Origin of the sequence: Oceaniovalibus sp. ACAM 378 (assembly GCF_008085915.1) — a bacterium.
Taxonomy (GTDB): Bacteria; Pseudomonadota; Alphaproteobacteria; order Rhodobacterales; family Rhodobacteraceae; genus Oceaniglobus.
In genome coordinates this window covers 248,557-274,044 of the sequence record NZ_VSJK01000006.1, presented here as the reverse complement: position 1 = coordinate 274,044, position 25,488 = coordinate 248,557, and the positions used below count along the sequence as shown (strand labels likewise).

Sequence of the window (25,488 nt, the reverse complement as noted above, 5' to 3'; positions counted from 1 at the left end):
TGGCTGGGATGCGCCGCGTTCAGTGATCGCCGGTCCGCAACCCGCGATCAATAATCCTTTTCATAGAATATCCCGAGAGAGGTTTCACCGCTGTTGCTCGCGCCGCCCTTGATCGTCAGCGAGGGCGACAGATCGAGGTTGAGATTGATCGTCGCATCGCCCCCGGCCTCGATGGTCACATCGGTATAGACATTCTCGGACAGGTATTTCCCCGCGCGCACTCCGGCGTTGCCCTCGTCGTCGGTGGTGATGTCCAGATCATCCAGCCCGAAGCTATTGCGCAGCTTGCCGATCACGCCATCGCCCCCCTTGCCCGCCAGTGTCGCCACGGCGGATGCCAGCTGCGCCGCCTGAAGCGGTGAAATCGAAGTGATCGATTTGCCGAACAGCAGACGCGCCAGCACTTCTTCCTCGGGCAGTGACGGTTCCGACAGGAAATCAATTTCGGGCGACAGTGCCTCGCCCTCGATAACGATGATCACGACGACATCACCCGCGTCAGTGCGCGCCACCAGCCGGATAAACGGCGTGAAATCGCCCTGAAGCGTCACCCGCCCCTCGTCCATCGTCAGCCGTTTGCCCAGAAGATCAAGCCGCCCACGCACCAGATCGAACTGCCCTGCCGGAATGACATTGGCCGTCGTTCCGCGCAGCGTCAGCGCGCCCCCCATCTCGGCGTCCAGACCGCGACCGCGGATGAAAATCCGGTTTGTGGCCTGAATTGTCAGATCGAGTGGATAAGCAACACCGCCGCCCGATCCGCCGCTGCCCGATCCGGCCTGTTCAATCATTCCGGCCCGCTCACGGGTTGCGCGCACCGCTGCCGGTTCGTTGACATGAACCAACCCGTCGGGGATCGGCCCCGTTGCACCCAGCCCGGTTGACGGGATCCGCACTTCGGTTTCGCCCAGATTCAGCGTTCCCGAAATCCGCGCCCCGCCGGTCAAAGGTCCGTTGACGCCGATCCGCCCATCCAGCACCGTGCGATACAGCCGGGGGTCTTCGAAAACGAGGCCCCTCGCGTCAATCGCCAGATCCGCATTGAATCCACCGCTCAGCGTGATCGGGCCGGTGACGGTCAGCCGCCCGCCGCCCTGTTTTTCGGCCTGAAGGTTCAATTGCGCGGTGTTGCCGCCCAAATTGGCGGTCAGGGCTATATTCTCAAGCACCACACCCAGCGCCGGAGCCACAAGACGCGCGTCAGAAGACGAGAGCTGCCCGCTGACCGACGACAACGCCAGCGGACCGTTGATGCCCAGATCGAATGCCAGAGTTCCGTCCAGCAGGCGCGGTTCGATGAAACTGTTGGCCAATGCCAAAGGCGCCCTGCCCGCGACGGACAGGTTCGCGCGGCTGAAATCCTGTTGCACATCCCCCGTGGCGCGCAGGGTGATCCCCCCCGGCCCGGTCCCGGTGACATTCAGGTTCAGCGTACTGCCCGCGCTGCGTATCGTCCCGCCCGCCGTCACCGGGCCGCTGAAACCGGGTACAAAGGGCGCGATATCGGCCAGCCGCGCATCAACCGTCAGGTTTGCGTCGTTGCCCAGAACCGTGCCGTTTGCCGTCGCGCTCAGCATTGGGGTTTGCGCGCGGAACGTCTCTACGTCGATCGGGCTGTCCGGGCCGGTGCGCCGGGCAACAATGCGCAGGTCGGTTTGCGCGCCCAGAATCCGGTCGGCCTCGGGTACGCCGATGCGCAGGTTGCGCCCGTCCACCGTTGCGTCCACGTCGAACACACCCAGATCGGCGCGCGCACTACCCGAAAGCTGTGCGGTAAGTGCGCCGCCCAAAGGCCGGTTGGCCAAGGGCGCAAACCGCGACAGATCTCGTGCATCCACATTGGCCGATCCGGCGACCGTCGGATTGCCGCTCAGGGCATTGCGCACCTCGGCCGTGGCGCGCACCACGGCGTCGGCGGCATCCCCGTCCAGCGTGACTTGCCAGACATCGCCCACCTCTTCGGCGAACAGATTGACCTTGCCGCTCCCGGTCATCCGGGCATCCAGATCGGACAGATCAGCGATGGTCACATCGGCCTTCAGCGCACTTTGCCCGGCGTTATAGCGGCCATCGGCCACCGCCGTGATCTGCGGGTTGGTGATGTTCAGCCGGCTCAGGTCGATCACATCGCCATCGCGGCGGGCGCTCAGCGCCAGTTTTGTCACGCCGCGCAACAGGCGGTCAGCATTCTCCTGCCCCAGACGCAAATTGCGTGTCTCACCGTCAAGCACCGCATCCAGCACGCTGAGGCCAGTGCGCGCGGTCGCATCCACCGTCACGTCCACCGCGCCGCCCAACTCGCGCCCGGCAAGGCCCGAGAATTTCGACAGGTCATCCACCGCCAATGTGCCGTCGAGCGCCGCCAGAGGCGCGGAACCGGTGATGTCCTCGGCCCGCGCCGAACCGGTCAGTCGCAGGCCCGGCGCTTCGGCGCTCAGCACCAGATCGTCGATGGTGACCGTGTCCTCCACACGCTTTACGCGACCCGCCAGCTCGACGATCCCGGCCAGCACCGGGTCAAGCCCGTCGATTCCGGTCCGCACCGACCGCCCATTGGCATCAATCAGCAGATCCGCCTCGGACCCATCCATCCGCGCCGAGCCGGAAACCTTGCCCGTCACTGCCCCGTCCAGCGGGCGACCGGCCAGGGCCGAGAATGGCGACAACCGGTTGGCGCTGAACTCCACCGCGCCGCTGATCAGCGGTGCGGCATCCATCACGCCGCGCACTTCGGCCGAGCCGGTGGCGCGCAGGCCCGCGCCCGCGCCATTCAGCGTGAACCGGGGGAATGTCACGACAGGACCGTCGCGCTGAACCCGCAATGACAGATCGGTCTGCCCGATCAACAGATCGTCGATCCGCGCATCGCCGATACGAATACCTTGGGTGGTGCCGTCGACGGTCGCATCGGCGAGGCTTAGATCGGCCAGCACAAAGCCGTTGACCCGCAGGTCAGCGGACCCGGCCAGATCGCGCCCGGCCAACCCGGAAAATCCGGCAAGATCGGCAATGGTCGCCTTGGTTTCGGTCGTGATGCGGAAGGACGGATCATCCAGTCCGCTGACCGTGCCGGTGCTGTCGATCTCGGCACCCGCACCGGCGCCGCGCAGTTCATAATTCCACGCGCTGCCCGCCTGCTGCGCCAGTGCGGTCACCTCGATCGGTCCGGACAGCCGCGGATCGAGCACGGCGGACTCCACCATACGGATGTCTGCGCGCAGGCTGCTTGCCTCGGATTTCAAATCGCCACTGGCTGCAAGCTCCAGCGCCGGATTGGTCAGGGTCAGTTCAGACAGCCGCGTGCCGGTTTCATCGCGGTCGGCGCGCAGGCTCAGCCGGGTTTCCCCGGCCAGCAGAGCGTCTGCCTGCGGCTGATCGACTGACAGGTTGGTGGCCGTGCCGCCCAGCGTCACATCGAAACTGCCGTCCAGAGGGGCGGCGCTCAGATCGATGTCCAGCGCTGCTGAACCGTCCAGCGTCCGCCCCGCCAGCCCAGAGAATGCGGTCAGATCATCGGCGTTCAACACGGCCTTGAGGGTGGCCAGAACCCGGTCGCCAAATGTCACCTGCCCCGACCCGTCCAGATCAAAGCTTGCCCCCGTCAGCCGCAGCTTTCGCAGAGCCAGCGGCGCACCTGTCGCCCAGTCGATCGCGATGGAGCCCGTTGCAGAATCGCCCAACGCCTGCGCCACAGAGGGATCGGCGGCAGACAATCCCGTCACACTGAAATCGAAACCGGCGGTGACCGTCTTGGCACCGGCGTCGTCGGCAATCTGTCCCGAACCGTCCAACACCACCCGGCCGATATCGATGGTCGCCAGATCCAGATCTTCCAGCGTAATATCGCCGGTCCAATCCTCGCCCTGCGCCGCGTCGAATTGCACGTTCAGGCCGACCCGGCCCACCTGCGTGCTTTCGCCACCCATCGGCAACAGAACCGAGGTGCCGTCAGCTGCGATAATTTCGCCTGTCACGTCGATCTTTTCGGGCAGGCCATTCGCGGCGATCACCACCTGACCATTCAGCGACAGCGCATCCGCGGTAAGTGAAAAGCGGTCGAGCACGGTACGCCCGTCCGGTTCGCGCTGTCCCTCGGCAATCAGCCGTATGTCAGGGCCAAAGAACGGACGATAGCGCGGCGCGAACACCGGCGCGATATCGCCACCGATGTTGGCGGAAAACCGGCGGGTGACGGCATCGCCCGTGCCATCGGCGCTTAACGCAACCGTGCCGGTAATCCGCGGCTCGCCATCAGTTTCCAAGCCGATATCGGCAGTGAAATCCGCCAGCGGGCCGTCGCCTGCCACTGTCAGATGAACCGAAGGTTTGCCCGGCAGGGTCAGCAGGTTCGCCGCGATCCCGTCTTCGCCCTCGGCCACGTCAAGGTTCAGCGCCAGCACCTCGGTGCCGTTGTCATAGGCCACTTTAAGAGTCAGCGATCCTTCGCGCCCGTCGATCCGGCGGATGGCGATATCCGCTTCGCCCGCACCACCGGCAAGAGACACCGAACCCTCCAGCGATACATCAGCGGCGGCCCCGAACAGCGCCTCGCCCAGCGAGACTTTTTCGGCTGCCACTTTGCCGATCTGCACCGATACCGGCAGGTCCGGCAGCTTGAACGGCGTCGCCTCGGGAGATGGGGCGGTGGATTCCGAAACCGGAGCGCGGGGCAACAGGATTTCCGCCGCCGTCAACTCGGTGACCTCCAACCGTCCGCGCAACAGGGCCGAACGGTTCCAGTCAAGCACCACGTCGCGCAGGGTCAGCCAGACGCCTTCGCTGTCGGCAATGGTCAATGTATCCAGCCGAGCGCGGGAGCTGAGCGCACCGGCAAAGCCCTGAATCGTCACGACCCGCCCTGCCCCGGACAGGTTGTCTTCGATCAACCGTTCAAGAAAGCCACCGCCATCTTCGTCCTGCGCCACAACGGGCGATGAGACGGGAACAGCAAGGATCAGCAGGGCGATCAGCAGGCGCGAAATATATGTCATCAAAATGCCTGCCCGATACCAACATAGACCTGTGCGCCACTGCCGGTGCCGCCAATGGGCGCCGCCACGTCAAGCCGGATTGGCCCGATGGGCGTTAGATATCGCAGGCCCAGACCCGCGCCGGCATGGCTGTCGCCGGTGCCGCCAAAGCTGCCTTCGCCGATGAAGCCGTAATCTGCGAACGCGACGACACCGATGTTCTTGCGCACCGTTGCGCGCAGCTCGCCCGACAGGCCAAGAAACGAGCGCCCGCCGGTGTCGTTGCCGTTCACCGTGATGCCCAACGACTGATAACTTTGCCCGCGCACTGTGCCGCCTCCGCCCGAATAGAACCGGTAATCGTTGGGCACCCCCAGCACCGATGCCCCGATGATCGATCCGCCCTGAACCCGCCCGGCCAGCACGATTTTTTCGCCAAGGCTGCGATAGGCCCGAGTGTCAAAGGCCAGTCGCGCGCCGGTTTCGCTGCCTGCGACACCAATGAACGGCATCAGATCGACATCGGCGAAATATCCCTTGGTCGCATCCAGAGCCATGTCGCGACTGTCGTATGTTGCGCCCAAAGGCAGGTTTACATGGCTGAACCGGGTCGTGCCAAAGGCGTCTTTATCCTTGGAAAACCGAAACGTCAGACCGGCCTCAAGCGTCAGTTCGTCGGTCTGGTAACGGGTAAACCCGAACCCCAGAGTGCCGGAATCGGAGATATAGTCAGGCTCGTCATCGTGTTCGACCAGCGCCAGCACGTAAAGGTCGGTATCCGGGTCCGGTGTCGCGGGGCGGCCATAGCGGACGGAAAAGCGGTAATCTTCGCCCCCCGTGCCACCGCCGATCCCGGCGACTTCACCCTCAAACCGCAACCGCTCAGCCCCGCCCAGCAGATTGCGGTGCATCCAGAACCCGGCCAGCCGCAATCCCTCGACCGAGGACAGCTCGGCCGAAGCACCGAACCGGCGCGGCTTTTCTTCGTCCAGCGTCGCTGTGACATCCAGAGTATCGCCGGGGCCAAGACGCTCGGCTTCGGTCAGTGCGACAGATTTGAACACCCCGGTGCGGCGCAGACGAGTCGCGACCTTGTCAATCATCGCTGGCGAATAAACCTCGCCCACCGGCAGCCCGGCAATCTTTTGCAGCCGCGCGGGACGCACCCGGTCGCCGCCTTTCAGCAGCAAATCGCCGAACCGCACCAGCGGGCCGGGGGCAATCCCGACGTTCACGCCCACCTGATCGCGGTCGTGGTTCGCCGTTAACTTCTGCGATGAAACGGCGGCCTTGGCGCGCCCGGCGTCACGCCAGCCCTCGACCACTGCCGATACGCCGTCGCGGATCACCGGGGTGCGCGCGGGCTTACCGATCACGAACCCATCGGGGAGTTCGGTATCGGGCGCGCGCGGGGCGACCGTGGTTTCGGAAAACAGATATTGCGGGCCGGGCTGTACCGACACCGCGATGGTGCGGATCGCACCCGGCGGGTCAAGTGGCGGGATCGCCGCTGCCTCGCGTCCGTCGATGGTTATATTGATCACCCCGCCAAAACGGCCATCGGCATAAAGCGCCCCGACCAGCCGGCCATAATCGGCAAGAGCGGCGGCCAGAAGTTCTTGAGGGTCCTGTACATCTTCGGACTGGGCGGCCACCAACAGAGATGCGGCACGCAATCCGTCCAACAGGGCGTCGTCAGCCCCCGGCGCGGTAAATTCAAGGTTGTCGAGCGCCAATGCAGGCCATGCGGTGACCAGAACAGCACCAAGGGCGGCATATCCCTGCCACGTCCGTCCAACTCGTTCACCTGCCACGCTGCCGACCCCCAAACTTTTATCGCCAATGTATCTTGCAATACAACGCAACGCCAGCGTTGCAGTACACCACAAACGCCCGGAATTCGCGAAAGTTCACCGAAAGTTCACTGTACGAAACGCTAATATTTGCAACCTAGGCGGTATGTCGCGCTTGTCACGCAATTGAATGGCCGGATGATGGTGTGAACCCTTATGTGTGCTCAGAAACACCGCGCGATCAGTCGGGTGCGGCTTTGTTAAGAAAGCCCTGATCGACGGTGGCCTCATCGGGCTCTTCGCCATCCTTCAACATCCGCACTTCGCGCTGTGGGAACGGAATCGATATGCCCTCGGCCCGGAACGCATCCCATAACGCCAGAAAGACATTGCCGCGAATGTTGGTCAGGCCCTGCGTCGGGTCCGAGATCCAGAATCGCAGGATGTAATCCACTGAACTGTCGCCGAAACCGACGATGTGGCAGACCGGCTCTGTGGTCGTCAGAACGCGCGACACGCTTTTCGCGGCGGCAATGGCGGTTTTTCGCACCAGATGCGGATCGTCGCGATAGGCCGTGCCGAAAAATATATCGAGTCGCACGAAATTATCGGAATGCGACCAGTTGACCACCTGCCCGGTGATCAGATCCTCGTTCGGGATCAGATATTCCTTGCCGTCGCGGGTGACCACGCTGACATATCGCGCACCCAGAGCGTTGATCCAGCCAAAGGTTTCACCCAGCGAAATCACGTCGCCCGGCTTGATCGACTTGTCGAGCAGGATGATCATCCCCGACACCAGATTGCTGACCACCTTTTGCAACCCAAAGCCCAGCCCGACACCGATCGCCCCCGACAGCACCGCCAGCCCGGTCAGATCGAACCCGACCGCCTTGAGCCCCAGAAAGAACGCCGCGCCATACAGGAATATCTGCAACAGCTTGACCGAAAGCACCCGCATCGACGGGCTGATACTTTCGTTCGTGCGGATCTGCGACGCTGTCACCTGCGTGACCAGCCGCGCGCCGGTGAACAGGATTGCGGTGACAACCAGCGCATGAATCAGCGTCAGCAGCGACAGACGGAAATTGCCAAGCTGCAATGCCACACTGTCAAGAAATCCGCTGATTTCATCCACCAACCCGAGATAATAGAGCGTGACATAGATCCACAGCCCCCAGCGCACGACCCAGCGCAGCGCCGAGTTGCGCACCAGCCGCGTTGCGAACACCACCAGCAGCCATGCGGTGGCGATGCTGCCCGCAAGCGCCAGAAGGAACGACCGTGAGGGAAAGATGTGGATGCTTCGCATGATCCAGGTCGCGCCCCAGATCAGCAGAATGAACCAGATAAGATGCAGGCGGCGGTTGACGGTCAGCAACACGCGCAGCCGCCACTTGGGCCAACCCTCAAGCCCGCGCATCCATTCGCGCATCCGTTCGCCTGTCACGCGGGCCATCAGCCAGGCGAGTGCGATACATCCCAGAATGATCTCGAATTGGTACAGGCGCGATGGCAACGTAAGGCTCGACGCCTGCGCCACCAGCTGCATCCACAGCGTCTGAACATGCCCGATCAGCGACTCTAAGCCGGGGTCCATCCTGCCTCCAAAGGTGGATTACAGCGTCGCATGACCGCCCCGATGCCGCAAGCGCCGGTCGCTTAAAGCGACGTCGCCCCGGCGATCAGGCCCGCCCGGCAGTGGTCGACAGGGTCAACGGGTCGATCCCCAGCAAGGCAAGCGCAGCGCCCCATTTGCCTTCGTTCCCCGGCGCAAACACCACATCGGCATCCGCCTCGCAGGTCAGCCAGCCGTTTGCGCCGATCTCGGAGGTCAGCTGTCCCCGGCCCCAACCCGCATAGCCCAGTGCCATGATCGCCCGCGCCGGCCCCTTGCCCACCGCCAGATCATCGAGGATATCGCGCGTATCGGTCATCGCGAAGTCTGTGCCGATCTTCAGCGTCGTGTCATCGCCGGTGTATTCGGCGGAATGCAGCACGAACCCGCGCCCCGATTCGACCGGCCCTCCGAAATGCACCGGCATCGGCGGTGTCCGGTCATCGGCGCGGATCGACAGGTGGTCAAGCAGGGTCGCAAAGGCGACATCGGGCAGCGGTTTGTTGACGATCAACCCCATCGTGCTGTCGGGGCTATGGTCGCAAATAAATATCACCGACCGTTCAAAACGCGGATCGCCCATGCCGGGCATCGCGATCAGCAGTTTGCCGGTCAAATCGTCAGTGTTGTGTGCCCTGCTCATGCAATGAACGTGGCCCAGAGGGGCGGCATGTGCAAGGTGACCAAAGGCGTACACGCGAATATCGCCGCAATGTGATTTCCAATCGCGGCCCCGTTGGCTAGGGTCATGTGATGAAAACCACACTGCTTTCCCTTGCCCTTGCCGTAACCTTTACGCTTCCCGCCACCGCGCAGGACGTGGGCGACATGGCGGTCATCGATATCCTGCCGGGCTGGCGCACCGACAACGGCACCCACATGGCCGCTTTGCGGGTGCAACTGGCACCGGGATGGAAAACCTATTGGCGCGCCCCTGGCGATGCAGGAATTCCGGCATATTTCGATTGGCGCGGCTCTGACAATCTGGCCGGTGTCACGCTGCATTGGCCGGTGCCCGAAGTGTTCGTCCAGAACGGGTTGAATGCGATCGGATACAAGACGCAGGTTGTGATCCCGATGGAGCTTCGCCCGCGTGATCCGTCCCGCGAAATCATTTTGGACGGTGCTATAGATATTGGGGTTTGTCAGGATATCTGTGTGCCCATTTCCGCGCCGCTGTCGGCGAAATTGCCGCCAGAATCGTCGCCCGGAGCGGCGCACCGCGATGCCCGGATCCGCGCCGCACTGGCCGACCGGCCGATGACCCGGGCCGAGGCGCAGGTGGGCCAGGTGAGCTGTTCGGTCAACCCGGCGCAACGCGGAATAACGATCACGGCGTCGATCCCCATGCCAACGCTGGGCGGCAATGAATACGCCGTGTTCGAACTGCCCGGCACCGATGTCTGGGTTTCCCCGGCGATTGCGCACCGGGCGGGCGGAACATTGACCGCCAGCGCCGATGTTTTGTCGCAGGGTGCAGTTGCCTTCGACCGCTCCAAGCTGCGGATCACCGTTCTGGGGCGCAATGGGGCCGTCGATATTCAGGGCTGCGGTTAAGACCTGACGCCGCGCCGCATCCCGACCGTCAGCGCGCCCACCACATATACGGCCAGACAGACTGCGGCGACCCCGGCAAGGAATACGCCCAGCGCCATCGTCACCGACGCTCCCGGCAACAACCCGGCCAGCGGTGCGGGCCAGCCACCGCTGACGATCACCGATCCCAGCGTCGCCGCGCCCCATCCGAGCATCAGCACCACAGCAAGGCCAACGCCAAATCCGACGCCCCGCGCTCCGCGCCGGAATGCCACCGCCCGGCGCAGAGCAGCCATTTGGCGCGCCACGTCCTGTTGCATCGCCAAAAGCGCGGGAACCACCAGCAGCACCAGAACGAACCCGAACCCCAATCCGTAGACCAGAGTGACCACGGTGGGTTTCAGAAACTGCGCCTGCGCCGAGCTTTCATAGAGCAGTGGCGCCAGCCCAAGAACCGTTGTCGCAGTGGTCAGGAATACCGGGCGCAACCGGTCGGCTGTGCCGTCGATGATCGCCGGGATCAGCCCCCGTTCAGCTGCGTATTCATCAATCGTGCCGACCAGAACGATGGAATCGTTGATGATGATCCCGGTCATGCCGATGATCCCGACGACCGAAAACATCGTCAGCGGCACATCCCACAGGGCGTGGCCGTAAATCGTGCCGACCAACCCGAACGGGATAATCGCCATCACCACAAGCGGGCGTGTCCAGCTGGAGAATATCCAGGCCAGCGTCAGGAATATCCCCAGCAGACACAGCCCGAACCCGACCGCCGCATCGGTCAGGAACGCATTTTCCTGTTCGGCCAGACCCGCCAGTTTTGTGGTAACGCCGAAATCTTCTTCGAGCTTTGGCAAAATTCTGTCCTTCAGCGCCAGTTGAATGGCAGCCGCGCGCGCCGGATCGTCATCGGAAATGTCACCGTTGACCGACACCAGCCGCAGCCCGTTTTCGCGTTTGACTGTCGAAAACCCGGCGCGCCGCTGAACTGTCACGATGTCAGCCAGACTGACATAATCGCCCGCTCCCGTGCGGATCTGCGTGCGGTCCATGAAATCCGCTGTCAGTTCGTCCTTCGGCAGGGCCACGGTGATGCTGGCCGAGCGGGGGCCATCGGGATAGGTCGCCGCCTCGATTCCGTTCAGACGGTCGCGCAGGGTACGGCCCAGATCATCGATGGAAATGCCCAGCGCCTGCCCCTGTGCGGTCAGATCGAGAATTAATTCTTCCTTGTCATAGGCCAGCGTATCTTCCAGCGCCGAAACCTCGGGGAACTGCGCCAAGGCGGTCTTCAGCGCTTCGGCGGCGAATTTCAGCACCTCGGCGCTGGCTCCGAAAATCTCCACTTCCAACGCATCACCGCCGGGGCCAGAGCCCCAAGAGCGGAACGACAGGGTTTCCAGCAGCGGGTGTGCGGGCACTGCGTCCTGCAATTCACCGACGAAACGAAAGCTGGAATAGGGCCGCAGATCGGCGTCGATCAGCTCGATCGCGATGGAGCCCAGCAGGTCGGTGTCTTTATTCTCGACACCCGACAACCCGCGCCCGGTCGAGCCGCCGATTTCGGCCATGGCAAAGGCAACAGGGTTCACGCCGAACTCGACCTCGTATTTCGCGCCCAGATCGGCGACCGCCTGTTGCAGAACGCGCATCATATCAATGGTGTCACTGCGCGTCGCACCCGGAGCCATGGCGAAATTACCGCTGACCGACCCCTGCTCGGGACTGGAAAAGAACCGCCACGTCACATCGCCCCGGACGAACAAGGCAACCTGTGACGCCAGAATCAGAACGGTGCCCGCAAGAACCGGATAGCGCAGCCAGATCACCCCGGCCATCATCCGGCGAAAGATCACCCGGCGGAACCAGACGAACCCCTTGTTCACGGTGCGCGACGGCCAGTCGTACCAGTGTTCCTTGGCGGAATGGGCCATGGCATGGGCCATATGGTTCGGCAGGATCAGGAAACACTCGGCCAAGGACGCGATCAGAACGACGATGACGGTAAACGGAATATCGGCGATCAGATTGCCGAAACGCCCGCCCACAGCAATCAGGCCGACAAATGCGATAATCGTGGTCAGCGTCGCAGAAAACACCGCCGGAAACATCCGCGTCGCCGCATTGATCGCCGCATCCATCGGGGCTTCGCCCAAGCGGCGCACCCGGAAATCCGCGTGTTCGCCCACCACGATGGCGTCATCCACCACGATCCCGAGCGTGATGATCAGCGCAAACAGCGATATCATGTTCAGCGTCAGACCGGCGGCATACATCAGTGCGATGGCCGCCGTCATCGCAACCGGAATGCCCGCCGCCACCCAGAACGCCGTGCGCGCGTTCAGGAACAGGAACAATAGCAGCACGACAAAACCCATCCCCATCAGCCCGTTCGCCAGAAGGATATTCAGCCGCCCGGTGATCGCCTCGGCCCGGGTGCGTATAAGATCGACCCTGACACCCCGGGGCAGGCCCAGTTGCATCTCTGCCGCGACCTCTTCGACCTGGCGCTGTATCCCGATGGCATCGCCCCGGTCGGTCCGATCGACACGGATCGAAATCGCGCTGTTGGGTCCGACGAAATAGGCGCGGTTGCGATCCACGCCTTCGGTGTGCAGACTGGCCACATCAGAGATCAGCAGTTTGGAGCCATCGGGGTTGCTGCGCAGCACGATTTCACCGATCTGATCGGCGCTGCGCCGTTCCACCCCGGTGCGGATACGCGCGCTGCCGGCCACATCGCCAGCCGGGTTGGCGGCGGCCTGTTGTGCGATGGCGGCCGCGATTTCCCGCATGGTGACATTGTTGCGGATCAGCGCGATTGACGGCACCTCGATCACGGTTTCGGGCGCTGCAACGCCCTGAATCGTCACCCGGGTGACGCCCTCCTGAAACAGACGGGCGGTGAATTCATCGGCGAACCGGCCCAGTTGATCGACCCCGACAGGGCCATGAATCACCACGTCGGTCACCCGGTCACGCCAGGCGCCGCGGCGCACCTCGGGGTCTTCGGCATCCACGGGCAGGGTCGATACCGAATCCACCGCCGACTGAACATCGTCGGCTGCGCGCGCCATATCCCATCCCGGTTCGAAATCCAGACTGATCCGCCCGCGCCCCTCGGACGAGGTTGCGCTGCTGCTTTCCACGCCCTCGACGGCCAGCAGGGTCGGCTCGAGCACCTGCACGATGGCGGAGTCGATGTCTTCGGCGCCCGCCCCGTCCCAGCGGACAGAAACGCTGACGTTGTCGATAACCACATCGGGAAAGAACTGTGCGCGCATCCGGGGTGCTGCGGCCACGCCCAGCGCGATCATCACTACCAAAAGCAGGTTTGCCGCCGTGCGATGCCGGGCGAAATAGGCAAGAATGCCCGTCACCGCTGGAATCTGCCGATGCGCCATGACCTAGCCCCCCATCCGCGATTCCAGCCGCTCGACCGTCTGTGCGGGCACGCTGGTCTCCTTGAGCTGTGCCAGAACCCGCTCGCGCGCCTCGGATGGCATGCGCTGATTGCCCTCAACGAATGCGATAAGTTTCGCGCGCCGCTCTTCGCTTAGTTCCATCATCGCGGGGGCGGTGGGCGCGATCCCGGTTTCATCGCCGCCATCATTGCCAGTGTCATCGCCGCCGTCATCCCCGGTCTCATCTTCTGTGCCATCGCCGATGACAGGGCGTATCGGCCGCACCTTGATCCCCGCCCCCAGAAGCGGCGAGCGTTCGGCAACCACCTCGCGCCCGGCCAGCCTGCCGGACGCATCGGTCGCGCGCACGAGCACGTCATCGCCCTGCCGGCGCAGCAGTTCGACCGCCGCCACCTCAAGCCGGTCATCCGCGCCGACCAGCAGGATCGTCTGGGCCGAATCCACGGCGGCGGCGGGCAGGCGCGCGACCTGCTCCAACGGCGGTTCGGTCACATCCACCGTAGCAAAATCGCCGGGCCGGAAGCCTTTTGTGCTGGCAAGGGTGGCGTACAACAGCCGCCCGGTCTGCCCCGATCCGACTGCGGCGCTTTCCCGGCTGATCCGCCCGGGCGTGGTCAGGGTGAACCCCGTCACATCCAGCGATACGCTGAGATCCGCCCCGGTCAACTGCCCGTCCGCATCCAGCAGCCGGGCATATTGCGGCGTCGAGACACGGAACGCCACTTCAAGCGCGTCAGGGTCGATCAGCGCCGCCAGTTTTTCGTTGCTGGTCACCAGCCGCCCCTTGACCACCGTTACCTCCCCCAGCACGCCGTCGAATTCGGCGCGCACTTCGGTGTCGTCGACCCGGCGCTGCGCCTCGGCCAAGGCAATCTTGCGGCGCGACAGTTGTGTCGCCGCCTGATCCAGCCGCGCCTGCGCCTGCGCTTCGGCCTGACGGCGCGACAGGACCGCCTGATCCGCCGCCGCCGCAGCCAGTCCGGCGGTTTCCACCGCCGCCTCGGTGCCCACGCCACGACTGGCCAAATCGCGCTGGCGCTGCAATGCCCGGGCCCGCAGATCGGCCTGCGCGCGGGCTGACTCCACATCCTCGCGCGCCAGATTGCGCGAACGTTCGGCATCGCGCAACTCGGCCTCGGCATCTTGCAGGTCGGTCTGCGCCACCTCGAAAGCGGTCATTGCCTCGGTCGGGTCGATTCGGAACAGCAGCTGCCCCGCCGTCACCGTACCGCCATCCTGCACACCGTCGCCCAATTCGATCACCGCACCCGCGGCACTTGCCCGCACCTCAAGCGTGCGGCGGCTGCGCAGCTCGCCAAAGGTGGACAGGATCGGCAGGACCGTTTCGGGGGCAAAAGCGATGACATTCACCGCCAACACCCGTTCACGCGCCTGACGGGGCGCTCCCTTGTCGGCATTGCGCACCTGAAAGGCCTGAAACATCGCATTGCCCGCCAAGGCCAGCAGGCCCAGCGTCGCCGCCAGCAGAAACAGCCCGACCAAAGAGCGCCGCAGGAACCGCATGAGTGTCCTTTCCCGATCAACACGATACAGAATGGGGCCATAGCGGAACTTCGCCAAGGCAAATACACGTTATCGCATGGGCAGGCATCCTGCCCGGCGAACCCGTGTGGCGCTGAGCTGCTGTTCTCTGCCCCCCGGGTTCAGAACGGATCGACGCCCCCGCTCAACCCCGCACCGCAGGCCCGTATCAACGGCAGACCGGGCCGAAGGGCCAAGCCCGGAAATCCGTCGCGCCGGTTATTTTCGCCGCCGGTGCTCATCGAGTCGGGGAAAGATCTCGACAAAATTGCAGGGCCGGTGGCGATAATCGAGTTGCAGCGACAGGATCTCGTCCCAGGCGTCTTTGCAGGCGCCAGGACTGCCGGGCAGCGCGAACAGATAGGTGCCCATAGCCACCCCGCCACAGGCGCGGCTTTGAACCGCACTGGTGCCGATCTTCTTCATACTGACGATGGTAAAGACCGTGGAAAAGGCGTCAATTTCCTTTTCATACACGTCCCTATGCGCCTCGACCGTCACATCCCGCCCGGTCAGCCCGGTGCCGCCCGTGCTGATCACAACGTCAATGGCCGGATCGGCGCACCAGTCGCGCAGGCGGGCAGCAATGGTGGCGCGGTCATCCTGCACAATTTCACGCGCCGCAAGTTGATGCCCCGCAGCCTCGATCCGGGCCACCAGAGTGTCGCCTGACCGATCATCGGCAGATGTCCGGCTGTCCGAGACGGTCAGAACCGCGATACGCACCGGCAAGAATTCACGCGATTCGTCGATCGTGGACATAGTTCAACCCTTTTCCATCACAGCCAGCCGCAGGGCCAGCGCGCCGAAGATCCCGGCGCTGACCCACGACATTATACGCGTCAGAATATGCGCTGACCCCGATGAAGTCATCAGCCGCCGGGCCACGCCGCCTGCGAAAATGCCGACCATCGCATTAATCACGAAACCGCCCAGCGCGAGAACCGCCCCCAGATACAGGAACTGCCCCAACACCGGGCGCGTCACATCGACGAACTGCGGCACGAAGGCCAGGACGAACAGGATCACCTTTGGGTTACTCAGGTTCACCACCAGCCCGTCCCGCAGCGCGCGCCGCGACCGCACCACCGGCACGTCCGCCCGGGTTTTCGCACGCAGCGTCGCGACCGCAAGCCACAACAGATAAAGCACGCCGACCCAGCGGATCGCCTCGAACACCCATGGCGCGGCGGCGACGACGGCCCCCAGCCCCAGCCCGGCCAGCGCCACATGCACCATGCCACCCAACGCAATTCCAGCACTCGCCGCCACGGCAGGCCGCCAGCCAGCGCGCAGCCCCTGCCCAAGGCAGAACATCATGTCAGCCCCCGGCGTGAGGTTCAGCGCCAGCGAAGCAGGCAGAAAGGCCAGCAGGACCACAGGGTCGACAGGCAGCATGAAACACCTCCGGAATGAATGCTGATCAGGCCACCCAATCGCACGGAATGCAAATGCGAACCGCATGGCGCTTTTGTAGCGATACGAGGGCGATGACCGTTTGCGCCGCTTGCACCCTGTAATGTGGCCCTCTGATTTGGCCCCGCAATTGAGCCCTGTTGATTGGCCCGGCTGATCGGCCCGGCCCGTCAGCCCCGCAATTTCGCCTGCAACTGCAAAAGATCGTGCCACGCGTCGCGCTTTGCCGCCGGATTGCGCAGCAGATAGGCGGGGTGAAACATCGGCAGCACCGGCAGGCCCAGAGCGGTGTCCCAAGTGCCGCGCAGCCGGGTGATACCCTTTTTCCCCAGCAGCGCCAGACAACTGACATTGCCCATGGCGACCAGCACCTTGGGCGCCACCAGCTCAATGTGGCGCTCGACAAAGGGCATCATCATCGCGATTTCTTCGGGTTCGGGGTCGCGGTTGCCGGGGGGCTGCCAGGGCAGGATATTGGTGATGTAGATCGGTGATCCGGCCATCTCCCGGCCCATTCCGATCGCCGCGAACATCCGGTCAAGCAGTTGCCCCGCCTGACCGATGAACGGTTTGCCCGCCGCATCCTCGTTTCGTCCCGGAGAGTCTCCGATGATCATGACAGGCGCGCCGGGGATGCCATCGGCAAAGACAAGGTTGCGCGCGCCCTTTTTCAACTCGCATCCGTCAAACGCGGCCATCGCGGCTCGCAGTTCCGCCAGATCGTCCGCCTGAGCCGCCGCCGTCCGCGCCTGTGCAACCGGGTCGGGACCATCGTGCGGCTGCATCACAATCGCCGCCGCCCCGCCGGAAGGCGACGGCGCGGTAGATGCGGGCCTGGTCAGGGAAACCGGTGCGGCAGGTGCTTCGAATCGGTTTAGAGGCGCGTCACAAATCGCCTCGGTCGCGCCCAGTTCAACCTGCCATTCCAGCAGTGCTCGCAGATATGTGGCAGAGTCGCTCATGGGGCCGACGATATGTCCGCCCCATGGCAAGGTAAAGCCGTCCGCCGCCGATCAGAGGGGTGGAAAATCGCCGCGATAGCGTTTCCAGGTGCCGACCGAATACTCAAACTCCGGATGGCGCGGCGCAGACGCGTGCGATGCCCCCTGACATCCCTGTTTTCGGATCGCCTCGTTCAGCGCATCATAGTGGCCGCGCGCGACCGCCAGCTGTGCCGACTGGTCCACCGTGAGAGGCAGCGCCAGCAGCGCGGGCCAGAACACCACGGCGCCAACGATCATCAATGCCGCATCATTATCCGCCGCGCGCCTCTGGGCGGCGGTCACATGGGCAACATAGCCGGCCAGACGTGCGCGCTCCCCAAGCAGCTCCTGGCAGGAAGCCCCCTTGAAAACGAGACTTGGAATATAGACGGCTGAAACCCGTTGTGGCTGTTCGACGCATCCGGCCAAAGCCGCCGCCGAGGCGAAAAGAAGCGGAAATAATATATTCTTCATATTTATTTTAATTCCCAGGTTGCAGCAAACTTCACATTGCTCGCACTCGAAAATCATTCAACCCTCGAGAATTGAATTTATGTGGATAAGTCGAAACGATTGCGCATCCCATCGGGCGCATTGCACGTCGCGCCACCGTTTTCTATAACCCTGTGGGCAGCAAGGATGAAACATGACCTATCGCCATCGCCATCTTCTGGGCATCGAGCCCCTTCATCCCGTCGAAATCACTGCCATTCTCGATCTGGCAGATCGATATGTCGCGCTGAACCGCGCCCCTGACAAGCGCAGCAATGCTCTTGCCGGACTGACGCAGATCAACATGTTTTTCGAGAGTTCGACCCGGACGCAGGCGAGTTTCGAACTGGCAGGTAAACGGCTGGGCGCCGATGTGATGAACATGTCGATGCAGGCCAGCAGCATCAAGAAGGGTGAAACCCTGATTGATACGGCAATGACGTTGAATGCGATGCACCCCGATCTGCTGGTCGTGCGCCACCCCCATTCGGGCGCGGTGAATCTGCTGGCGGAAAAGGTGAACTGTGCCGTCCTGAACGCCGGTGACGGGCGGCACGAACATCCGACGCAGGCCTTGCTGGATGCGCTGACGATCCGCCGCGCCAAGGGACGGCTGCACCGCCTGACCGTGGCGATCTGCGGCGACATCGCCCATTCCCGCGTGGCACGGTCGAACATCCTGCTGCTGGGCAAGATGGAATCCCGGATCCGACTGATCGGTCCACCCACCCTGATGCCCGCAGGTGCCGCCGACTGGGGGGTCGAGGTGTTCGATGACATGCGCGCCGGGCTGGAAGGTGCCGATGTGGTGATGATGCTGCGATTGCAGAAAGAGCGGATGGACGGCAGTTTCATCCCCTCCGAGCGGGAATATTATCACCGTTACGGGCTGGACGGCGAAAAACTCGCCCATGCAAAACCTGACGCCATCGTCATGCACCCCGGCCCGATGAACCGCGGGGTCGAGATCGACGGGACGCTGGCCGACGACATCAACCGCAGCGTGATTCAAGAGCAGGTTGAGATGGGCGTCGCCGTGCGCATGGCGGCGATGGATCTTTTGGCGCGCAACCTGCGCGCGGAACAACCGGGGGTGATGGCATGACTGCGGACAGGACTGCGCCATCTGCCACAGCAGCGGGCCGTTCTATGCGCGGTCGACCGTCAAAGCGCAGGCATCTTGCCACGCCGAACCGCAGCTGCACATATCCGGGCGCGATTGCACTGCCGGATCCTCAACAGCGGCGGGATTTTCGACAAACCCGGAATTTTCAACCAAGGTCAGATTTTCAACTGAGACCGGACTCTCTACAAAGGGACGCGCGATGAAACTGACTGACCGGAATGCCGTTCACATCTTCTCCCTGTCGATGCCCGCGTCCGAGGCCGAGGCGCTGAAATCTCCCGAGGCCCTGTCTTCGGTGCTGGGCACGCCCCTGTCGCGCCCCGATCAGGCCGAGGTGCTGGACACCGGTGATATTTCCTCCATGGGCCTGACCGGATACCTTCTGGCCGGGTTCGACGTTGACCCAGAGGCCGCAGCGCAGCAACGCGCGCGGTTGGATGCGCTGACCGGACATGTCCTGTTGCTGCGCGCCGCCGCCCTGCCCCCCGGTGGGGCCACTCTGTCACCCGCCCCGGCGCTGACCCATATCGCCACCCTGCCCGAGCTGAACGCACCGCCCCCGGCAATGACTCCGCTGCGCAGCGACGGCGCAAAGGGCACTCTGGGCGGCGGTCGTGCCGCGCCCGAACCGCATCAGGCCTCCCGCCGAACCCTGCTGATCGGGTTGATCGCTGCGACTGTTCTTGCGCTGGTCATGTTTCTTTTGGCGCGATCGGGATGATCGCGGTGGGCATAGATGATATCCGGGGCGCATCCGGCTTAAAGATAATCGCCGACGGATGGCGGGGTGACGACATTCTCATCCACGCCCGGAAAGGTCAGGCATGACAACGACACTGTTCATCAACGCTCGTCTGATCGACCCGGAAACCCTGACCGATGCGCCCGGCGGGTTGCTGGTTCGGGACGGAACGATCATCGCGATCCTGCCCGCCGACGCCACCGAAACAACCGATGCGACGAGGCGCGATGCACAGCACGTCGTGGACTGCGGCGGGCGCTGCCTAGCCCCCGGAATCGTCGATATCGGCGTAAAGGTCAGCGAACCGGGCGAGCGGCACAAGGAATCCTTTCGCAGCGCCGGACGCGCGGCCGCGGCGGGCGGCATCACCACAATGGTCACCCGCCCCGACACGTCACCGGCGATCGACACCCCCGAGGTGCTGGAATTCGTCATGCGCCGCGCCAATGCGGACAGCCCGGTGCGCGTGTTGCCCATGGCCGCGCTGACCAAGGAACGGGCCGGGCGCGAGATGACGGAGATCGGGTTTCTGAAAGACGCAGGTGCCGTCGCCTTCACCGATTGCGACCGGGTGGTGGCCGATACAAAGGTATTTTCGCGCTGTCTGACCTATGCAAGGTCGCTGGGTGTGCTGGTCATCGCGCACCCTCAGGATCCGGGGCTGAGCGCGGGTGCCGCCACGACAAGCGGCAAGTTCGCATCGCTGAAGGGTCTGCCCGCCGTATCCCCCATGGCCGAGCGTATGGCGCTGGACCGCGACATGGCTTTGGTCGAAATGACTGGGGCGCGGTATCACGCCGATCAGATCACCAGCGCCCGCGCCCTGCCTGCGCTTGAGCGAGCCAAGCAGAACGGACTGGATGTGACGGCGGGGGTCGGCATTCATCACCTGACGCTGAACGAATTTGACGTTGGCGATTATCGCACCTTCTTCAAGATCAAACCGCCCCTGCGATCCGAGGACGACCGGATTGCGGTGGTCGAGGCGTTGGCCGATGGGCTGATCGATATCTTGTGTTCCATGCACACCCCGCAGGACGAGGAATCCAAACGCCTGCCATTCGAGGAAGCAGCGAGCGGCGCGGTGGCTTTGCAGACCCTTCTGCCCGCGGCCATGCGACTGGTCCATTCCGGCCATGTCGCGCTGCCGGTGTTGTGGCGCGCGCTGTCGCTAAACCCGGCGCGTCGTCTGAACCTGCCGCAGGGGCGTCTGGCCGAAGGGGCGCCCGCCGATCTGGTGCTGTTTGATCCCGACGCGCCCTTTGTGCTGGACCGGTTCACCCTGCTCAGCAAATCAAAGAACACGCCATTCGATGGTCAGCGGATGGAGGGGCGCGTGCTGGGCACATGGGTCGGCGGCACCCGGGTATTTGATTCGGACGCGCCCTGAGACCGGACCCGATGGCGGCCTGACGCAGGCGCCGATATGGCCATCTGAGACCGACATCTGCGGCGGGACCCGATTTTTCAATGAAAAATCGTCGCCCGCCCCCAGCGTTGCACATCATGTCGCCCGTTTCCCTGCTCCGTTTCCTGCTGTATAGGCACGCGATGGCAAACAACCCCGCTTCCCTCCGCCCCGATCTCGCGCCTTCGCTCAAGCTCAACGGTGTCCGCCGCGCGGATCAACCGGTGATCGGCATGGTCTCGCTTGGGTGTCCCAAGGCGCTGGTCGACAGCGAACGCATTCTGACCCGTCTGCGCGCCGAAGGTTATGGCATTTCACCCGATTATGCCGGGGCCGACGCGGTCATCGTCAACACCTGCGGCTTTCTGGACAGCGCCAAGGCCGAAAGTCTGGAGGCGATCGGCGAAGCGCTGAGCGAGAATGGCCGCGTCATCGTCACGGGCTGCCTTGGGGCCAACCCCGAGTATATCACCGGCGCACACCCAAGGGTGCTGGCCGTCACCGGACCGCACCAATACGAACAGGTGCTGGACGCCGTACATGCCGCCGTGCCGCCCGCGCCCGATCCGTTTATCGATCTGCTGCCGAAACAGGCGGTCACGCTGACGCCGCGCCACTATAGCTATCTCAAGATTTCCGAGGGCTGCAACCACGCCTGCAAGTTCTGCATCATCCCCGACATGCGCGGCAAGCTGGCCTCGCGCCCGCACGCCGCCGTCCTGCGCGAAGCCGAACGGCTGGTCGGTGCCGGCGTGAAGGAACTGCTGGTGATCAGTCAGGACACCAGCGCCTATGGCACCGATTGGAAGGGCCGCCCCGAAAAGGCCCCGATCCTGTCGCTTGCCCGTGATCTGGGAACGCTTGGGGCTTGGGTCCGGCTGCACTATGTCTATCCCTATCCCCATGTGCGCGATCTGATTCCGCTGATGGCCGATCCGGCCAGTGGCGTGCTGCCATACCTCGACATTCCGTTTCAGCACGCCCATCCCGACACGCTGAAACGTATGGCCCGCCCCGCCGCCGCCGCAGGCACCTTGGAAAAGATCGCCGCCTGGCGCGATATATGTCCCGATATCACCCTGCGCAGCACGTTCATCGTTGGCTATCCGGGCGAGACGGAGGCCGAGTTTCAGACGCTGCTGGATTGGCTGGACGAAGCGCAACTGAACCGGGTTGGTTGCTTCCAATATGAGAACGTCGCCGGTGCACGCTCGAACGCCCTGCCCGATCACGTTGATCCAGAGGTCAAGCAGGACCGCTGGGACCGTTTCATGGCCCGTGCGCAGGCGATTTCCGAGGCGAAACTGGCGGCGAAAGTCGGCACCCGGGTGCAGGCGATCGTCGATGAGGTCGACGATGAGGCCGCCACGTGCCGCACCTTTGCCGATGCGCCCGAGATCGACGGCAACCTGTTCATCGACGAAGGGTTCGAAACGCTGTCGCCCGGCGATATCGTTACCGCCGAGGTGAACGAGGCGGGGGAATATGATCTGTGGGGCCGGGTGGTATAGCCAGCAGCACAGAGTCGGATCAGCCTGCCTGCCGCGCCTCGAACCACGCGCGATTGTGACAGAATTCCGGCGCACGGGCGGTCTGTGCCCGGCGTTCCTGCGCGGCCAGCCAACCGGGACAGGTTGCTGCGGCAGCACAGGTGGCACAGTTGTGAACCACCTCGGTGGGCACAGCGCAGGGTGCCACGCCCGCCTGTGGGGGATCATCGATATCAACGCCGGTGACCCCGGCCATCCGGCGCACAAGACGTGCCTGTTCGCGCAGATCGGGTTCGGAGAGGTCAGCTTTGGAATGGGCGGATTGATCGCACATAATATGCTCCTGCAATGTCGGCCATTTGAAAAGTCGTCGCGAAAATCGTCTGAAAGATCGTTAAAATAGCTTGGGAATAGAGTCAGCCTGCCGCCGAACCGGCGACCTGTCTACCCTGAGGTCGAAAGAATCGCGCCAAAAGGCGGGTATTCCTGACCCTACACTGCCTTTTTGGGCGTGACGCTTGGCCGTCTAAAGCCCTGCCATCACGCGCCGGACGGTGGCGATCCGCTGTGCATTTGGCGGATGGGTGCCCAGAAAGCGGTTTCCGGGGTCGGGCGTGCGGGTGAAATATTCGGCGCCGCGCAGGGGGTCGAACCCGGCGCGCGCCGCAATCAGGGTACCAAGCGCATCGGCCTCAAGCTCAAAACCCTTGGAATATCGTCGGGCGCCCAGAGAGGCCCCGAAATTCTGTGCCTCGCGCACCGTTTCGGCATTGGCTCCACCCACGGTGGCCAGAACCCCGGCGAAAATCGCGCCGCGCATCGCTGAATCCCGCGTTCGGCCGATGTGCCCGGCAATGTGATGGGCCGCCTCATGCCCCAGAATAAAGGCCAGCTCGTCGGCATTGCGGGCCTCGGCAATCAGCGAAAGGGTAAACCCGACAATGGGCCGTCCGCTTTTATCGAGCGTCTGAAATGCGTTGGGCGGCAGTTCGCGCCGGTCATCCACAACGATGATGAAATCGCAGTTCACCCCCCGGGTCCGCGCCCGGCACTCACGCTCGGCTTGGGGTTCGACCGCTTCGACCACAGTGATGAAATTGCGCGCGGCGGTTATGCCTGCCTGACGGGGCGTTTGAACCGGTGGCGGCGTTGGCGCAACAGAAATCACCGGTGCTGCACATCCCGCAGCAGCCAATAGGGCCAAAAGCAGCGCCAGGCGCATGGATGTTCCTTTCCGCGACACGTCGGCGCAAGAATAGCGGCCCAACCGTAAAGAACCAGAGGACGCAGCGCCAAAATCACCAGAGACCCGCACGCTCGCGTATTTGTCATCGCCTGTTTCGGGTGCGATTGCGCTTGCACCGCGTCGCGCGGCGCTTACTCTGACGCTCATGTTTACCATAGAACATGAATTTGACGCGACCGTCATCACCCTTGTCGACGAAGTGGGCACCCACCGTCAGGAAGACATCACCTTGAACGTGTTCGAGGATGTCGTGACCATGGAGCAACTGGATGCGCGCACCGACCGGGTGGTCATGATCAGCCTGTCGATGGCGCAGGTCCGCGATCTGGCCGCCGCGCTGAACCTGCCCGAAGGCGCCTATCGCCTGAAACGCTGACACCGCGACTTGCGCCCCTCCGGGCGGGTCTGGACACGCCCCCGCCATCGCTTAAGGTGACAGGAGAAATCTAAAGGAGCGGGCAATTGGCCACCGGTTTTTTCTGGGATGAACGCTGTTTCTGGCATGGCGGGGGAAATTATGCCGGGTATCTGCCGGTTGGCGGGCTGGTGCAGCCGCTCGCGGCGGGTGGTTTGCCCGAAAGCCCGGAAACCAAACGCCGCCTGAAAACGCTGATGGAGGTGACGGGACTGTGGGGCGATCTTGCCACCCAGGGCGCCGCCCCGGCCACGATGGAAGATCTGCGCCGCGTCCACCCCGACAGCTTTCTGACCGAGTTCAAACGGATCTCCGACAATGGCGGCGGCGAGATTGGCCACCGCACACCCTTTGGCCCCGGCGGATTCGAGATTGCCGCGCTGTCGGCGGGTCTGGCCAAGGGCGCGCTGGACAGCGTGCTGTCAGGGGAGTTGACCAACGCCTATGCCCTGTCGCGCCCGCCCGGCCACCACAGCCTGCCCGACCGCCCGAACGGGTTCTGCCTGCTGAACAATATCGCCATCGCGGTTGAATCCGCCATTGCCGAACACCGCGCCGAACGGATCGCGGTGATCGACTGGGATGTCCACCACGGCAATGGGACCGAGGCGATTTTCTATGACCGCTCCGATGTTCTGACCCTGTCGATGCATCAGGACCGCAACTATCCTCAGGACACCGGATTTGCCGCCGACCGTGGGCGCGGTGCGGGCACCGGATACAACATCAACATCCCCCTGCCCGCTGGCACCGGGCATTCCGGCTATCTTGAGGCATTCGACAGGCTGGTTGCCCCCGCGCTTGCCGCCTATCGCCCCGATGTGATCATCGTGGCCTGTGGTTTTGATGCCGCGCTGATGGATCCGCTGGCCCGGATGATGGCGACGGCCGAGACATTCCGCGCCCTCACCGAACGGACCATGGCGCTGGCCGATGATCTGTGCGGCGGCAAGCTGGTTCTGGTGCACGAGGGCGGATATTCTGAATTCTATGTGCCATTCTGCGGTCATGCCACGATCCGCCAACTGTCTGGCAGCGCCATCGACGCCCCCGATCCGGTCGCCGAAAACTTCATGGCCCGACAACCCGGCAGTGCGTTCAATGCATTCCTGTCAGAATGGATTTCCGATCTGGCGCGCGAGCAACCCCTGCCCGGACACCGCTGAATCAATCTTTTCCACCGATTGAGGCACACAAAACCCACCCCCCTGTGCGGATGCAGCGGGCCTTGACCCCGCGCGCCGAAACCCCGACATCCGGGGGACACTGACCGGAGATTGCCG

At 63.6% G+C, this 25,488-nt stretch carries 19 protein-coding genes; 7 read left to right on the top strand and 12 right to left on the bottom strand.

Translation table 11 applies throughout. The features are described from left to right. Positions 1-47: 47 nt before the first annotated feature. The 4 genes from FQ320_RS10090 to FQ320_RS10075 form a co-directional block, all read right to left on the bottom strand. Positions 48-4,991, bottom strand: a complete 4,944-nt coding sequence (locus tag FQ320_RS10090) for a translocation/assembly module TamB domain-containing protein (protein WP_148471784.1) — start codon at positions 4,989-4,991, stop codon at positions 48-50. Further along, entirely contained in the window at positions 4,991-6,784 is a 1,794-nt protein-coding gene (locus FQ320_RS10085; protein WP_148471783.1) for an autotransporter assembly complex family protein, read from the bottom strand. Before FQ320_RS10085 ends, FQ320_RS10090 begins: the two co-directional genes overlap by 1 nt. Before the next feature lie 220 nt (positions 6,785-7,004). Then, positions 7,005-8,363, bottom strand: a complete 1,359-nt coding sequence (locus FQ320_RS10080) for a mechanosensitive ion channel family protein (protein WP_148471781.1) — start codon at positions 8,361-8,363, stop codon at positions 7,005-7,007. 85 nt (positions 8,364-8,448) lie between these two features. Continuing rightward, a complete protein-coding gene (locus tag FQ320_RS10075; RefSeq protein WP_148471779.1) occupies positions 8,449-9,024 on the bottom strand; it encodes a YqgE/AlgH family protein in 576 nt (191 codons plus the stop codon). A gap of 110 nt (positions 9,025-9,134) precedes the next feature. Here FQ320_RS10075 and FQ320_RS10070 point away from each other — a divergent pair, with 110 nt between their 5' ends. Then, positions 9,135-9,938 (top strand): protein-disulfide reductase DsbD domain-containing protein, encoded by an 804-nt coding sequence (locus tag FQ320_RS10070; RefSeq protein ID WP_148471777.1) that lies wholly within the window; start codon positions 9,135-9,137, stop codon positions 9,936-9,938. Here the strand turns inward: FQ320_RS10070 and FQ320_RS10065 are convergent. From FQ320_RS10065 to FQ320_RS10040, 6 genes are all read right to left on the bottom strand, one after another. Continuing rightward, entirely contained in the window at positions 9,935-13,324 is a 3,390-nt protein-coding gene (locus tag FQ320_RS10065) for an efflux RND transporter permease subunit (protein WP_148471775.1), read from the bottom strand. The genes FQ320_RS10070 and FQ320_RS10065 overlap by 4 nt on opposite strands. Before the next feature lie 3 nt (positions 13,325-13,327). Next, positions 13,328-14,869, bottom strand: coding sequence for an efflux RND transporter periplasmic adaptor subunit (locus FQ320_RS10060; RefSeq protein WP_148471773.1), 1,542 nt, complete (start codon positions 14,867-14,869; stop codon positions 13,328-13,330). Between the two features lie 237 nt (positions 14,870-15,106). Next, positions 15,107-15,649 (bottom strand): molybdenum cofactor biosynthesis protein B, encoded by a 543-nt coding sequence (gene moaB, locus FQ320_RS10055; RefSeq protein ID WP_148471771.1) that lies wholly within the window; start codon positions 15,647-15,649, stop codon positions 15,107-15,109. Positions 15,650-15,652: 3 nt separating this feature from the next. Next, positions 15,653-16,285 carry a LysE family translocator gene (locus FQ320_RS10050; RefSeq protein WP_148471769.1) on the bottom strand — a complete coding sequence of 211 codons (633 nt, stop codon included), beginning with the start codon at positions 16,283-16,285 and terminating at the stop codon, positions 15,653-15,655. A gap of 188 nt (positions 16,286-16,473) precedes the next feature. Next, positions 16,474-17,265, bottom strand: coding sequence for a uracil-DNA glycosylase family protein (locus tag FQ320_RS10045; RefSeq protein ID WP_148471767.1), 792 nt, complete (start codon positions 17,263-17,265; stop codon positions 16,474-16,476). A gap of 51 nt (positions 17,266-17,316) precedes the next feature. Further along, on the bottom strand, positions 17,317-17,760 hold the full coding sequence (locus tag FQ320_RS10040; protein ID WP_187393853.1) for a hypothetical protein: 444 nt from the start codon (positions 17,758-17,760) through the stop codon (positions 17,317-17,319). 172 nt (positions 17,761-17,932) lie between these two features. Here FQ320_RS10040 and FQ320_RS10035 point away from each other — a divergent pair, with 172 nt between their 5' ends. The 4 genes from FQ320_RS10035 to rimO all read left to right on the top strand — a co-directional run bounded on the left by FQ320_RS10035 (position 17,933) and on the right by rimO (position 22,565). Further along, on the top strand, positions 17,933-18,883 hold the full coding sequence (locus tag FQ320_RS10035; protein WP_148471764.1) for an aspartate carbamoyltransferase catalytic subunit: 951 nt from the start codon (positions 17,933-17,935) through the stop codon (positions 18,881-18,883). Between the two features lie 220 nt (positions 18,884-19,103). Continuing rightward, the gene (locus FQ320_RS10030) at positions 19,104-19,625 is read left to right on the top strand and encodes a hypothetical protein (RefSeq protein WP_148471762.1); all 522 of its coding nucleotides are present in this window, start codon (positions 19,104-19,106) and stop codon (positions 19,623-19,625) included. A gap of 103 nt (positions 19,626-19,728) precedes the next feature. Further along, positions 19,729-21,036, top strand: coding sequence for a dihydroorotase (gene pyrC, locus FQ320_RS10025; RefSeq protein ID WP_148471760.1), 1,308 nt, complete (start codon positions 19,729-19,731; stop codon positions 21,034-21,036). Between the two features lie 161 nt (positions 21,037-21,197). Beyond that, entirely contained in the window at positions 21,198-22,565 is a 1,368-nt protein-coding gene (gene rimO, locus FQ320_RS10020) for a 30S ribosomal protein S12 methylthiotransferase RimO (RefSeq protein ID WP_148471758.1), read from the top strand. Between the two features lie 19 nt (positions 22,566-22,584). Here rimO and FQ320_RS10015 read toward each other — a convergent pair whose 3' ends face one another. Beyond that, complete coding sequence (locus tag FQ320_RS10015) at positions 22,585-22,878, bottom strand: DUF6455 family protein (RefSeq protein ID WP_148471756.1); 294 nt, start codon at positions 22,876-22,878, stop codon at positions 22,585-22,587. 192 nt (positions 22,879-23,070) lie between these two features. Further along, positions 23,071-23,766, bottom strand: a complete 696-nt coding sequence (locus FQ320_RS10010) for a M48 family metallopeptidase (protein WP_148471754.1) — start codon at positions 23,764-23,766, stop codon at positions 23,071-23,073. A gap of 169 nt (positions 23,767-23,935) precedes the next feature. Between FQ320_RS10010 and FQ320_RS10005 the strand changes: the two genes are divergently transcribed. Next, a complete protein-coding gene (locus FQ320_RS10005) occupies positions 23,936-24,166 on the top strand; it encodes a hypothetical protein (RefSeq protein WP_148471752.1) in 231 nt (76 codons plus the stop codon). Between the two features lie 86 nt (positions 24,167-24,252). Then, a complete protein-coding gene (locus FQ320_RS10000) occupies positions 24,253-25,371 on the top strand; it encodes a class II histone deacetylase (RefSeq protein WP_148471750.1) in 1,119 nt (372 codons plus the stop codon). The last annotated feature ends 117 nt before the right edge of the window (positions 25,372-25,488 follow it).